The sequence below is a fragment of the Klebsiella michiganensis genome, assembly GCF_015139575.1.
In the GTDB taxonomy this organism is placed as follows: Bacteria; Pseudomonadota; Gammaproteobacteria; order Enterobacterales; family Enterobacteriaceae; genus Klebsiella; species Klebsiella michiganensis.
Genome location: NZ_AP022547.1, coordinates 3940868 through 3954217, shown reverse-complemented (window position 1 = coordinate 3954217; position 13350 = coordinate 3940868). Strand labels below are relative to the sequence as shown.

8 protein-coding genes are annotated in these 13350 nt (G+C 57.4%); 5 read left to right on the top strand and 3 right to left on the bottom strand.

Annotated elements, in window-relative coordinates:
- Positions 1-20 precede the first annotated feature (20 nt).
- The 3 genes from cydC to trxB form a co-directional block, all read right to left on the bottom strand.
- On the bottom strand, positions 21-1742 hold the full coding sequence (cydC, locus tag JLG71_RS18580; RefSeq protein WP_032720837.1) for a heme ABC transporter ATP-binding protein/permease CydC: 1722 nt from the start codon (positions 1740-1742) through the stop codon (positions 21-23).
- A complete protein-coding gene (gene cydD / locus JLG71_RS18575; protein ID WP_014228628.1) occupies positions 1743-3509 on the bottom strand; it encodes a heme ABC transporter permease/ATP-binding protein CydD in 1767 nt (588 codons plus the stop codon).
- A 114-nt stretch (positions 3510-3623) separates the two neighbouring features.
- A complete protein-coding gene (gene trxB / locus JLG71_RS18570; protein ID WP_004849433.1) occupies positions 3624-4592 on the bottom strand; it encodes a thioredoxin-disulfide reductase in 969 nt (322 codons plus the stop codon).
- A gap of 531 nt (positions 4593-5123) precedes the next feature.
- Here trxB and lrp point away from each other — a divergent pair.
- The 5 genes from lrp (at position 5124) to serS (ending at position 13320) form a co-directional block, all read left to right on the top strand.
- On the top strand, positions 5124-5618 hold the full coding sequence (lrp, locus tag JLG71_RS18565; RefSeq protein ID WP_002439523.1) for a leucine-responsive transcriptional regulator Lrp: 495 nt from the start codon (positions 5124-5126) through the stop codon (positions 5616-5618).
- A gap of 135 nt (positions 5619-5753) precedes the next feature.
- Positions 5754-9851: a DNA translocase FtsK gene (gene ftsK / locus JLG71_RS18560; RefSeq protein WP_064358369.1), complete on the top strand. Its 4098-nt coding sequence runs from the start codon at positions 5754-5756 to the stop codon at positions 9849-9851.
- Positions 9852-9972: 121 nt separating this feature from the next.
- Entirely contained in the window at positions 9973-10584 is a 612-nt protein-coding gene (lolA, locus tag JLG71_RS18555) for an outer membrane lipoprotein chaperone LolA (RefSeq protein WP_004130911.1), read from the top strand.
- Between the two features lie 8 nt (positions 10585-10592).
- Positions 10593-11936, top strand: a complete 1344-nt coding sequence (rarA, locus tag JLG71_RS18550) for a replication-associated recombination protein RarA (protein WP_004849446.1) — start codon at positions 10593-10595, stop codon at positions 11934-11936.
- A 91-nt stretch (positions 11937-12027) separates the two neighbouring features.
- A complete protein-coding gene (serS, locus tag JLG71_RS18545) occupies positions 12028-13320 on the top strand; it encodes a serine--tRNA ligase (protein WP_009653254.1) in 1293 nt (430 codons plus the stop codon).
- The last annotated feature ends 30 nt before the right edge of the window (positions 13321-13350 follow it).

Here is a 13350-nt window from a genome sequence, read left to right as displayed (position 1 = left end):
GGCAATGATTCAATAGTAGCCTACAGGCGCTGCTTAAACTGGTAGTAACGCCCCTGTTCAGCCAGCAGTTCTGCGTGACTACCTTGCTCAATAATCTTCCCGTTGTCCATGACTATTATCTGATTAAAACGCGCCAGTCCGCGCAGACGATGGGTTACCATTAACACGGTTTTTTCACGCATCACTTCCGCCAGTAAATCAAGGATTTGACTTTCGGTCGTCGCATCGAGGCCTTCAGTAGGTTCATCAAGCAGCATGACCGGCGCATCGTGAAGCAGGGCGCGGGCGATAGCCAGCCTGCGCAGCTCGCCGCCGGAAAGCTGACGGCCGCCTTCACCCAGCCAGCTATTCAGACCGCTATCTTCCAGTAATTTCGCTAAGCCGACGCGTTCAAGCGTTTGGGCAAGTCGGGCATCGCTGGCTCCGGGAGAAGCCAGCAGCAGGTTGTCGCGCAGCGTAGCGCTGAACAGATGTACGCGCTGCGGCACGACGCTCATCGCCCGGCGCAGCGTCGCCTCATTAAACTGCCCCAGCGGCTGATTGTTGAGTAAGATTTCCCCTTCAGCCGGATCCCAGGCGCGGGTCAGCAGCTGCAGCAGGGTCGATTTACCGCAGCCTGTTCGTCCGAGGATGGCGATATGCTCTCCGGCCTCGATCTGCAATGACACTTTCTCCAGCGCGGGAGAGGGCTGCTGCGGATAGCTGAAGGTGACCTGATGTAAGCGTAACGAGACGCGATCCAGCGTCTGGCCTTCGCCCTGAGGGAAGGCCACTTCCGGCTCTTGCTCGGTAATTTGCGTGATGCGCTTTGCGGAGGCGATCACCTGCCCTAAATGCTGAAATGCGCCGGTTACCGGCGCCAGCGCTTCAAACGCCGCCAGCGCGCAGAAGACAAACAGCGCAATCAGCGCCCCTGGCTGAGTATCGCCGCCAACGCCCGCGGAGGCGAGCCACAGCATAGCGATAACCGCAATTCCGCCAATCAGCAGCATCAGCGCCTGAGAGAGCGCGGTGAGCTCAGCCTGGCGACGCTGCGCATCCAGCCAGCGCGCTTCCGTTTTTTCCATTTGCTGCCGGTAGCGGTCGCTGGCGTTGAACAGCATGAGTTCCGCCTGTCCCTGGAGCCATGAGGTCAGATGCTGGCGATATTGCCCGCGAAGCCGGGTTATGCTTTCACCTGCGGGTTTACCTGCGCGATAGAACAGCGGCGGCATCACCAGCAGGGTGAGCAGCATAATACCACCGAGGGTCAGGGCCAGAGTGACGTCCAGCACGCTCAACCCTACGGTGACGACCAGGATCACCACCAGCGCGCCTACCAGCGGTGATATGACGCGCAAATAGAGATGATCCAGGGTATCGACATCTGCAACCACCCGGTTAAGCAGCTCGCCCTGACGAAAACGCGCCAGCCCGGCGGGGGAGAGCGGCAGCAGCTTACTGAAGGTAAAGACCCGCAGGTGCTGCAGAACGCGGAAGGTGGCGTCATGGCTGACCAGACGCTCAAAGTAGCGGCCCGCGGTGCGAATAATCGCCGCGCCGCGCACGCCCGCGGCTGGCAGCATATAGTTAAAGCTGTAGATGCCCGCCACGCCAACGACGGCTGATGCCGACAGGAACCAGCCGGATAGCGTTAATAAGCCAATGCTGGCCAGCAGCGTCACGATCGCCAGCACGATACCGAGCAGCAACAGCCATTTGTGTCGTTTGTACAGCGCCAGGTAAGGCCATAATGCGCGCATTTAAATCTCCTCCTGACGATGAGCGAGCAGGGTCGCGAAGGGGCCGCCAGCGGCCGCCAGCTGCGAATAGCTGCCTTGCTCAACAATTCGACCATCCTGCATAACCCAGATCGCATCCCAGTTCGCCAGTCCTTCCAGCTGATGGGTAACCATTAACGTGGTTTGCTGCGTTGATGCATTGGTCAGCGCCTGCATCACGCGCTGTTCGCTATGCGCGTCAAGGCTGGCGGCAGGCTCATCAAGCAGCAGCAGACGACAGGGCACCAGCAGCGCTCGTGCGACGGCGACGCGCTGAGCCTGCCCGACCGACAGCCGGCCGGCCTGATCGCCAACAGGCGTATTAATACCCTGCGGCAGAAGAGAGACGAACTCGCTAACCCAGGCTTTATCCAGCGCAAGCTGCAGCTGCGCTTCGGTGGCTTCAGGGCAGGAGAGCAGGACGTTTTCGCGCAGCGTCGCCGCGGGCAGCTGTGGATTTTGCCCGACCCAGCTCAGGAGACGACGCCAGCGGTCCGCATCCAGACTCTTTAACTCGACGCCATTGACCTTGAGCGAGCCGTCATAGGGAAGAAAACCCGTTAACGTATTCAGTAGCGAGCTTTTGCCCGAGCCGCTTTGCCCAACCAGCACCACGCGTTCACCGGCGCGCAGGGAAAAATTCAGCGGCCCGGCCAGCACTTTCCCTTCGGGAGACTTAATCAGCAGGTCGCGAGCTTCAAGGCTTACCGTTTCATCATCTTTTAATGCCTTTTCCCCACGCTCTGCCTGCGCCAGCGGCGCTTCCATAAAGGTCTTCAGGCTATCGGCGGCGCCAATCGCCTGCGCTTTCGCATGATAAAAGGTGCCTAAATCGCGCAGTGGCTGGAAAAACTCAGGAGCCAGAATCAGGGCGAGGAAACCGGACATCAACGTCACCCCGGCGCCGTAATGGCCAAAGTTGAGCTCTCCCAGATAGGAAAAACCAAAGTAAACGGCGACCAGCGCAATCGACAGCGAGGTGAAAAACTCCAGGACACCGGAGGAGAGAAACGCCAGGCGCAGCACTTCCATTGTTCGCTGGCGGAAATCCTGCGAGGCCTCGCGTATGTTGTCCGTCTCCGCTTCGCCGCGATGAAAAATACGCAGCGTTTCCATACCGCGCAGGCGATCGAGAAAATGGCCGCTTAAACGCGCCAGAGCGAGAAAGTTGCGCCGGTTGGCATCAGCCGCGCCCATTCCCACCAGCGCCATAAACAGCGGAATAAGCGGTGCGGTACCCAGCAGAATCAGCGCCGCGGCCCAGTTGATGGGGAAAATCGTGATAACAATCAGCAACGGTACAGAGGCGGCCAGCGTCATCTGCGGCAAATAGCGAGCATAGTAGTCATGCATATCGTCGATCTGCTCAAGGATCAGCGTGGCCCAGCTACCCGCAGGTTTGCCCTGTATCCACGCCGGTCCCGCCTGCTGTAAACGATCCAGAACCTGACGGCGGATCTCAAGGCGGATATGTTGACCGGCCTGAAAACCCACTCTTTCACGCAGCCAGACCACCCAGGCGCGCAGCACAAAGACCAGCACCAGTAGCGTAAAGGGCAGCAGCAGCGCCGTCGCGGGGATATTTTCCATAATCATGCGATGGAGGATCCTCGCCAGGAACCAGGCCTGGGCGACGATCAACAGGCCGCTAACGACGCCCAATACGCGGGAAATCATCAACCAGCGACGGGAGATAATGCTTTGATCTTTTAACCAACGGGTTAACTCTTGTTGACGGGTTTTATTCATTGCGCGCTTAGCAGGTGTAGTTATGAGTTTTTTGGGCACGGCAATGTTACAACGAGGCAAAAATAAAGGCGACTTTTCGTCGCCTTCTTTACCTTTGTTACTGACTTGTAAAGATTATTTGCAAGCGTCGGCTAAACCATCCAGATAGCGCTCCGCGTCCAGCGCTGCCATGCAGCCGGTACCCGCAGAAGTAATCGCCTGACGGTAGATATGATCCATCACGTCGCCGGCGGCGAAGACGCCCGGGATGCTGGTCTGGGTGGCGTTGCCGTGGATGCCGGACTGGACTTTAATGTAGCCGTTTTCCAGCTCCAGCTGACCGGCGAAAATTGCCGTGTTCGGGCTGTGGCCGATAGCCACGAACAGCCCCGCAACCTCCAGGGATTCAACGTTATCCGCATTCTGGGTATCGCGCAGACGCAAGCCGCTTACGCCCATCTGGTCGCCGGTCACTTCTTCCAGCGTACGGTGGGTGTGCAGCACGATATTGCCGCTCTCCACTTTGTCCATCAGGCGTTTGATAAGGATTTTTTCCGCGCGGAAGCCGTCACGACGGTGGATCAAATGCACTTCGGAAGCGATGTTAGACAGGTACAGCGCCTCTTCGACGGCCGTATTGCCGCCGCCGATGACGGCAACCTTCTGGTTACGATAGAAGAAACCGTCGCAGGTCGCACAGGCAGACACGCCGCGGCCCTTAAACGCTTCTTCCGAGGGAAGACCCAGATAGCGTGCTGAAGCGCCGGTGGCAATAATCAGGGCATCGCAGGTGTATTCGCCGCTGTCGCCGACCAGGCGGAACGGACGGTTTTGCAGGTCGACGCTGTTGATATGATCGAAAATAATTTCGGTTTCAAATTTGGTGGCATGTTCATGCATGCGCTCCATCAGCAGCGGTCCGGTCAGATCGTTAGGATCGCCTGGCCAGTTTTCCACTTCCGTGGTGGTGGTCAGCTGACCGCCTTTTTCCATTCCGGTAATTAGTACCGGCTGCAGATTTGCGCGCGCTGCGTAGACCGCAGCGGTGTATCCCGCAGGTCCAGAACCAAGAATAAGCAGTTTACTGTGTTTGGCCGTGCCCATGAGATCCTCATAATTTATTGGCATACATGAGCTGGATTGTAGGGAATTTGTGGACGTAAAAAAAGAGCGCGGCGGTTTTGTTAACGATATGTGCAATAGAAGCTGCCGATTAATCGGCGATTTAACGAACGAAGAATATAACTAATTCTACTGTTAGCGAGACAATTATAAGAGGAAAACATGAGAATCAACCGGGGAGGATTATGAATATCTGGCATCTTGTACTAAAAATCGATGTTTTGCTTTGACAATCCCCTGTGCTTTTGCGAAAACATTCATGGAAGAAGAAAAGCAGTGTTTCGCGTGTGGCGAATTTTCATGCACGCAAATGCCATTTTTATCCGGGTTAGCGAAATCTACGCATGGTGTGGACAGACGCCATGCGTGATGTCGGTGACTGCCGTCAGGCAACGGGCTTCTCACGTACCCCTGGGTTACCCAACGTCGTACGGGTGATAACAGGATGGACTCTGGCAGTGAAGGCTCAGAGTCGGAACAGGAGTAGGGAAGGAATACAGAGAGACAATAATAATGGTAGATAGCAAGAAGCGCCCTGGCAAAGATCTCGACCGCATTGATCGTAATATTTTGAATGAATTGCAAAAAGACGGGCGTATTTCCAACGTCGAGCTTTCTAAACGGGTGGGACTTTCTCCGACGCCTTGCCTTGAGCGCGTGCGTCGACTGGAAAGACAGGGTTTTATTCAGGGCTATACAGCGCTGCTCAACCCGCACTATCTGGATGCATCACTTCTGGTATTTGTTGAGATTACTCTGAATCGTGGCGCGCCGGATGTGTTTGAGCAATTTAACTCCGCTGTGCAAAAACTTGAAGAAATTCAAGAGTGTCATCTGGTTTCCGGGGATTTTGACTACCTGTTGAAAACCCGCGTACCGGATATGTCAGCGTATCGTAAATTACTGGGCGAGACCTTGCTGCGCCTGCCGGGCGTAAATGACACCCGTACCTATGTGGTAATGGAAGAAGTCAAGCAGAGTAATCGTCTGGTAATCAAGACGCGCTAACACGGAACAGGTGCAAAATCGATGTAGTTTGATTACACTCCTGTTAATCCATACAGCAACAGTGCCGGGGAGACCCGGCACTGTTGTCCGTTTTAGCCGAAGGCAGGAAACAGCCTGATACCTGGAGAGCCTTTCTTGAGCCAGGAATACACTGAAGACAAAGAAGTCAAATTCACAAAGCTGAGTAGCGGACGCCGGCTCCTTGAGGCGTTACTCATTCTTTGCTCCCTTTTTGCCATCTGGTTGATGGCGGCCTTACTCAGCTTTAATCCCTCGGATCCTAGCTGGTCGCAAACGGCGTGGCATGAGCCTATTCACAACATAGGCGGGACGCCGGGAGCCTGGCTTGCCGATACGCTATTTTTTATTTTTGGCGTAATGGCCTATACCATTCCGGTCATCATTATCGGCGGCTGCTGGTTTGCCTGGCGTCATCAAGAAAACGACGAGTACATCGACTATTTCGCCGTCTCGCTGCGTTTAATTGGCGCGCTGGCGCTGATCCTCACTTCCTGCGGTCTGGCGGCAATCAACGCTGATGATATCTGGTATTTCGCCTCCGGCGGCGTGATCGGCAGTCTGTTGAGCACCACCCTGCAACCGCTGCTGCACAGCAGCGGCGGCACAATCGCGCTGCTCTGCATCTGGGCGGCAGGACTGACGCTATTTACCGGCTGGTCCTGGGTTAGCATTGCTGAAAAACTCGGCGGTGCTATTCTTTCTATTCTCACGTTTGCCAGCAACCGTACCCGTCGTGACGATACCTGGGTTGATGAAGGGGAATATGAAGATGATGAAGAAGAATATGAAGATGATGAACCCGCGAAGCCGCAGGGTTCTCGACGCGCGCGAATTTTACGCAGCGCCTTAGCTCGCCGCCAGCGTCTGGCTGAGAAGTTCTCTAATCCGATGGGGCGTAAGACCGATGCGGCGCTGTTCTCGGGTAAACGGATGGATGACGCCGAAGACGAGGTTCAGTACAGCGCCGGCGGTGCGCCTGTTGCCGCTGACGATGTCCTTTTTTCTGGCTCCAGCGCAGCGCGTCCGGCAAATGCTGATGATGTTCTGTTCTCCGGCGTCAGTGCGGCACGTCCCGGCGATTTTGACCCCTACGATCCTCTGTTAAACGGTCATAGCATTGCCGATCCGGTGGCTTTGGCCGCGCAGGATACCGCTGCGCCGCAGGCATGGTCTGAACCGCTGCCAGGGTATGAGGCTCAGCCGGTCTATCATCCGGAACAGGCCCCGGTACAGCAGCCAGCGTATCAGCCTGAACCGGCTTACCAGCCGCAGCATGCTTACCAGCCGGAACAGGCCCCGGTACAGCAGCCAGCGTATCAGCCAGAACCGGCTTACCAGCCGCAGCATGCTTACCAGCCGGAACAGGCCCCGGTACAGCAGCCAGCATATCAGCCGGAACCGGCTTACCAGCCGCAGCATGCGTACCAGCCGGAACAGGCCCCGGTACAGCAGCCAGCGTACCAGCCGGAACCGGCTTACCAGCCGCAGCATGCGTACCAGCCGGAACAGGCCCCGGTACAGCAGCCAGCATATCAGCCGGAACCGGCTTACCAGCCGCAGCATGCGTACCAGCCGGAACAGGCGCCGGTACAGCAGCCAGCGTATCAGCCGGAACCGGCTTACCAGCCGCAGCATGCGTACCAGCCGGAACAGGCCCCGGTACAGCAGCCTGAGCCTTACGCCGCCTCCGTTGAGCCTGAGCCTCCGCAAGAGGAGGTGAAGCCTCAGCGTCCGCCGATGTACTACTTCGAAGAAGTGGAAGAGAAACGCGCGCGTGAACGCGAGCAGCTTGCCGCATGGTATCAGCCGATTCCGGAGCCGGTCAGTCCGGTTGCGACAAAACCGATCTCGCCTCCGCCTGCTCCGGCGGCTGATGTTGCCGCGGTGAGCGCGCTGGCGTCTGGCGTCCATCAGGCCACCGGGGCGGCCTCCGTCGCATCTGCCGCATCCAGCGCCGCGCCGCTGTTTAGCCCGGTGTCGGGCGGCCCGCGTGCGCAGGTAAAAGAGGGCATAGGCCCGAAATTGCCGCGTCCAAACCGCGTTCGCGTGCCCACGCGCCGTGAGCTGGCTTCCTATGGCATTAAGTTGCCTTCGCAGCGGTTGGCTGAAGAACGTGCGCGTCAGGCAGAGCATCAGCACTATGATGACGATGCGCTGACGGACGAGGAAGTTGCAGAGCTTGAGCAGGGTGAGCTGGCGCGTCAGTTCGCGGCTGCGCAAAATCAGCGCTATGGCGATAGCTACGCTGCGGAAGAGGCTGATGTAGACGAGGATTCTGCCGCTGAAGCCGAACTTGCCCGTCAGTTTGCCGCTTCCCAGCAGCAGCGCTACGCCAGCGAGCAGCCGCCGGGATCGCATCCGTTCTCTGCGGCGGATTATGAATTCTCGCCAATGAAAACGTTAGTTGATGATACGCCGAGCGAGCCTGTCTTCACGCCGTTGCCGGAAGTACAGCAGCCTGCCCCGCAGAATCAGCAGCCGGCCCAGCATTCGCAGCCCGTACAGCAGCCGATGCCGCACCAGCAGATGCCTCAGCCGCCGCAACATGCGCAGCAGCAGTCTTATCAACCCGCGCCGCAGCAGCCGGTTCACCATCAGCCGATGCCGCAGCAGGCTCCTGGCAGCTATCCGCAGCAGCAGGCTCCGCAGCAGCCGATCCCGCAGCCGCAGGAAAGTCTCATTCACCCGCTGTTGATGCGCAATGGCGACAGTCGCCCGTTACAGAAGCCGACAACGCTGCTGCCCTCGCTTGACCTGCTCACGCCGCCACCGGCTGAAGTTGAGCCGATCGATACCTTTGCGCTTGAGCAAATGGCGCGTCTGGTTGAAGCTCGTCTGGCCGATTTCCGCATTAAAGCCGATGTGGTGAACTACTCACCTGGCCCGGTTATTACCCGCTTTGAGCTTAACCTGGCGCCGGGCGTGAAAGCGGCGCGCATTTCCAACCTGTCGCGCGATCTGGCCCGTTCTCTGTCCACTGCGGCGGTTCGCGTGGTGGAAGTGATTCCGGGTAAACCCTACGTTGGCCTGGAGCTGCCTAACAAAAAGCGCCAGACCGTTTACCTGCGCGAAGTGCTGGATAATGCGAAATTCCGCGATAATCCTTCACCGCTCACGGTGGTCCTCGGGAAAGACATTGCGGGCGAACCTGTCACTGCCGATCTGGCGAAGATGCCGCACCTGCTGGTAGCGGGTACCACCGGTTCCGGTAAATCCGTTGGGGTCAACGCCATGATCCTCAGCATGCTCTATAAAGCGCAGCCGGAAGACGTGAAATTCATCATGATTGACCCGAAAATGCTCGAGCTGTCGGTCTATGAGGGAATACCGCATCTGTTAACGGAAGTCGTGACGGATATGAAAGACGCGGCCAATGCTTTGCGCTGGAGCGTCAACGAGATGGAGCGCCGGTATAAACTCATGTCTGCGCTGGGCGTACGTAATCTCGCGGGTTATAACGAGAAGATTGCTGAAGCCGCACGTATGGGACGGCCCATTCCGGATCCTTACTGGAAGCCTGGCGACAGTATGGATGCGACGCATCCGGTACTGAAAAAAGAGCCTTACATCGTGGTGCTGGTCGACGAGTTTGCCGACCTGATGATGACCGTCGGCAAGAAAGTGGAAGAGCTGATTGCGCGCCTGGCGCAGAAAGCGCGCGCCGCGGGGATCCACCTGGTGCTGGCGACCCAGCGACCGTCGGTTGACGTTATCACCGGCCTGATTAAAGCCAACATCCCGACGCGTATCGCCTTTACCGTATCGAGTAAAATTGACTCACGTACTATCCTTGACCAGGGCGGTGCGGAATCACTGCTGGGAATGGGCGATATGCTCTACTCCGCGCCTAACTCGACGATCCCTGTGCGCGTCCACGGCGCTTTTGTACGCGACGAGGAAGTTCACGCCGTCGTTCAGGACTGGAAGGCGCGCGGGCGTCCGCAGTATGTCGATGGCATTACCTCCGATAGCGAAAGCGAAGGCGGCGGCGGTGGCTACGAGGGCGGTGAAGAGCTCGATCCGCTGTTCGATCAGGCCGTCAACTTTGTGACGGAAAAACGCAAAGCCTCCATATCTGGGGTACAGCGTCAGTTCCGCATTGGCTATAACCGCGCCGCGCGTATCATTGAGCAAATGGAAGCTCAGGGGATCGTGAGCGAGCAGGGGCATAACGGTAACCGTGAAGTGCTGGCGCCGCCGCCTTTTGAGTAACCGCAAAGTTGGGTAAATAAGTGAAAATCAGCCTGTTCTGCTGTTTTACGGCCGTTGGCCGTTCTACATTAGCAGCAGACCAGGCTCCCGCGTCGGGAGTGACGCACATTAAGGAATAACAATGAAAAAACTCGCAATCACCTGTGCATTACTGTCCAGTTTTGTCGTCAGTCAGGTATGGGCGGATGCCGCCAGCGATTTAAAAAGCCGCCTTGATAAAGTGAGCAGCTTCCACTCCAGCTTTACGCAGAAAGTGACGGACGGCAGTGGTAATGCCGTGCAGGACGGGCAGGGGGACCTGTGGGTCAAGCGGCCTAATCTGTTCAACTGGCATATGACCCAGCCGGATGAAAGCGTGCTGGTTTCCGACGGCAAAACGCTGTGGTTTTACAACCCGTTTGTTGAGCAGGCTACCGCTACCTGGCTGAAAGATGCGACCAGCAACACGCCGTTTATGCTGATTGCCCGCAATCAGGCCAGCGACTGGCAGAACTACAACATTAAGCAGAACGGTGACGATTTTGTTCTGACGCCGAAAAACGGCAGCGGTAATCTGAAGCAGTTCACCATCAACGTGGGTCGCGACGGTACGATTCATCAGTTTAGCGCCGTGGAACAGGACGATCAACGCAGCAGCTATCAGCTGAAATCGCAACAAAATGGTGCCGTGGATGCATCTAAGTTCACCTTTACGCCGCCGCAAGGGGTTACGGTGGACGATCAACGTAAATAGAGGCGAACGTGAGCAACCTGTCGCTCGATTTTTCCGATAACGCGTTTCAACCTCTGGCCGCCCGTATGCGGCCAGAAAATTTAGCGCAGTACATTGGCCAGCAGCACCTGCTGGCGCCGGGTAAACCCTTACCGAGGGCGATTGAGGCCGGGCATCTACACTCGATGATCCTCTGGGGGCCGCCCGGGACAGGAAAAACCACCCTGGCCGAAGTGATTGCGCGCTATGCCAGCGCCGACGTTGAACGTATCTCAGCGGTGACCTCCGGGGTGAAAGAGATCCGCGAGGCCATTGAACGCGCGCGCCAAAACCGCAACGCGGGTCGCCGCACAATTCTGTTTGTCGACGAAGTGCACCGTTTCAATAAAAGCCAGCAGGACGCCTTTCTGCCGCATATTGAAGACGGGACCATCACCTTTATCGGCGCGACGACGGAAAATCCCTCCTTTGAACTCAATTCCGCGCTGTTATCCCGCGCGCGCGTTTATCTGCTGAAGTCGCTGACCAGCGACGACATCGAGCAGGTGCTCAACCAGGCGATGAGCGACAAAACGCGCGGCTACGGCGGGCAAAATATCGTCCTGCCGGACGAGACGCGCAAGGCCATCGCCGACCTTGTCAACGGCGATGCGCGCCGGGCGCTGAATACGCTGGAAATGATGGCCGATATGGCCGAAGCCGACGCCTCCGGCAATCGCGTGCTGAAAGTTGAGCTGCTGACTGAAATTGCCGGTGAGCGCAGCGCGCGTTTCGACAACAAAGGCGATCGCTTTTACGATTTAATCTCCGCGCTGCACAAATCGGTTCGCGGCAGCGCCCCGGATGCCGCCCTCTACTGGTACGCGCGGATTATTACCGCCGGCGGCGATCCGCTCTACGTTGCCCGCCGCTGCCTGGCGATTGCCTCGGAAGATGTCGGCAACGCCGATCCGCGCGCGATGCAGGTTGCGATCTCCGCATGGGACTGCTTTACCCGTGTCGGACCGGCGGAAGGCGAACGGGCAATTGCTCAGGCCATTGTCTATCTTGCCTGTGCACCCAAAAGCAACGCGGTTTACACTGCGTTTAAAGCGGCGATGGCCGACGCCCGCGAACGTCCCGATTACGACGTCCCGGTTCATTTGCGCAATGCCCCAACGAAGCTGATGAAAGAGATGGGCTACGGGCAAGAGTATCGCTATGCTCACGATGAACCGAATGCTTATGCCGCCGGGGAGCAGTACTTCCCGCAGGAAATGGCGCAAACGCGCTATTATAAGCCGACAAACCGGGGGCTGGAGGGCAAAATAGGCGAAAAGCTCGCCTGGTTAACCGAACAGGATCAAAATAGCCCGATAAAACGCTACCGATAATTGAGGCGTTGCGGTAAGGTTGTCACACTATTTCCGTGGTCGCGCTCTGCGGCCATTTTTCTTTTATTAATTCGATAAGCACAGGATAAGCATGCTCGATCCCAATCTGCTGCGTACCGAGCCAGACGCAGTCGCAGAAAAACTGGCACGCCGGGGCTTTAAGCTGGATGTAGATAAACTTCGCGCTCTGGAAGAGCGTCGTAAAGTTCTGCAGGTTCAAACTGAAAACCTGCAGGCGGAGCGCAACTCCCGATCGAAATCCATTGGCCAGGCGAAAGCGCGCGGGGAAGATATTGAGCCATTACGCCTGGAAGTGAACAAACTCGGCGAGCAGCTTGATGCCGCTAAGACCGAGCTGGACGCGCTGCTGGCGGAGATCCGCGATATCGCGCTGGCTATCCCTAATATCCCGCACGACGACGTTCCGGCCGGTCGCGACGAAAACGACAACGTTGAAGTCAGCCGCTGGGGAACCCCGCGCGAGTTCGATTTTGACGTTCGCGATCACGTCACGCTGGGCGAAATGCACGGAGGGCTGGATTTTGCCGCCGCCGTGAAGCTGACCGGTTCTCGCTTTGTGGTCATGAAGGGCCAGCTGGCACGCCTGCACCGCGCGCTGGCGCAGTTTATGCTGGATCTGCATACCGAACAGCACGGCTACAGCGAAAACTACGTCCCGTATCTGGTTAACCAGGACACGCTGTACGGTACCGGTCAGCTGCCGAAATTCGCCGGCGACCTGTTCCATACCCGTCCGCTGGAAGAAGAAGCCGACAGCAGCAACTACGCGCTGATCCCGACGGCGGAAGTTCCGCTGACCAACCTGGTTCGCGATGAAATCATTGATGAAGACGATCTGCCGATCAAAATGACCGCGCATACGCCGTGCTTCCGCTCTGAAGCCGGATCTTACGGCCGCGATACCCGCGGTCTGATCCGTATGCACCAGTTCGACAAAGTCGAGATGGTGCAGATTGTACGTCCGGAAGATTCCATGGCGGCGCTGGAAGAGATGACCGGCCACGCCGAGAAAGTGCTGCAGCTGCTGGGTCTGCCGTATCGTAAAGTGGCTCTGTGCACGGGCGATATGGGTTTCAGCGCATGCAAAACCTACGATCTGGAAGTGTGGGTGCCGGCGCAGAATACCTATCGTGAGATCTCTTCCTGCTCCAACGTCTGGGATTTTCAGGCGCGTCGCATGCAGGCACGCTGCCGCAGCAAATCTGACAAGAAAACTCGCCTCGTACACACGCTGAACGGTTCTGGCCTGGCGGTTGGACGTACGCTGGTCGCGGTGATGGAAAACTATCAGCAGGCGGATGGTCGCATCGAGATCCCGGAAGTTCTGCGCCCGTATATGCGCGGCCTTGAATTTATCGGCTGATTTTTCAACGCTCTTCTCAAAAGCGCCTGC

Coding starts and splice junctions, on each gene's coding strand:
- trxB (WP_004849433.1), bottom strand. CDS start 4,592: ATGGGCACGGCCAAACACAGTAAACTGCTTATTCTTGGTTCTGGACCT.
- cydC (WP_032720837.1), bottom strand. CDS start 1,742: ATGCGCGCATTATGGCCTTACCTGGCGCTGTACAAACGACACAAATGG.
- cydD (WP_014228628.1), bottom strand. CDS start 3,509: ATGAATAAAACCCGTCAACAAGAGTTAACCCGTTGGTTAAAAGATCAA.
- serS (WP_009653254.1), top strand. CDS start 12,028: ATGCTCGATCCCAATCTGCTGCGTACCGAGCCAGACGCAGTCGCAGAA.
- lolA (WP_004130911.1), top strand. CDS start 9,973: ATGAAAAAACTCGCAATCACCTGTGCATTACTGTCCAGTTTTGTCGTC.
- lrp (WP_002439523.1), top strand. CDS start 5,124: ATGGTAGATAGCAAGAAGCGCCCTGGCAAAGATCTCGACCGCATTGAT.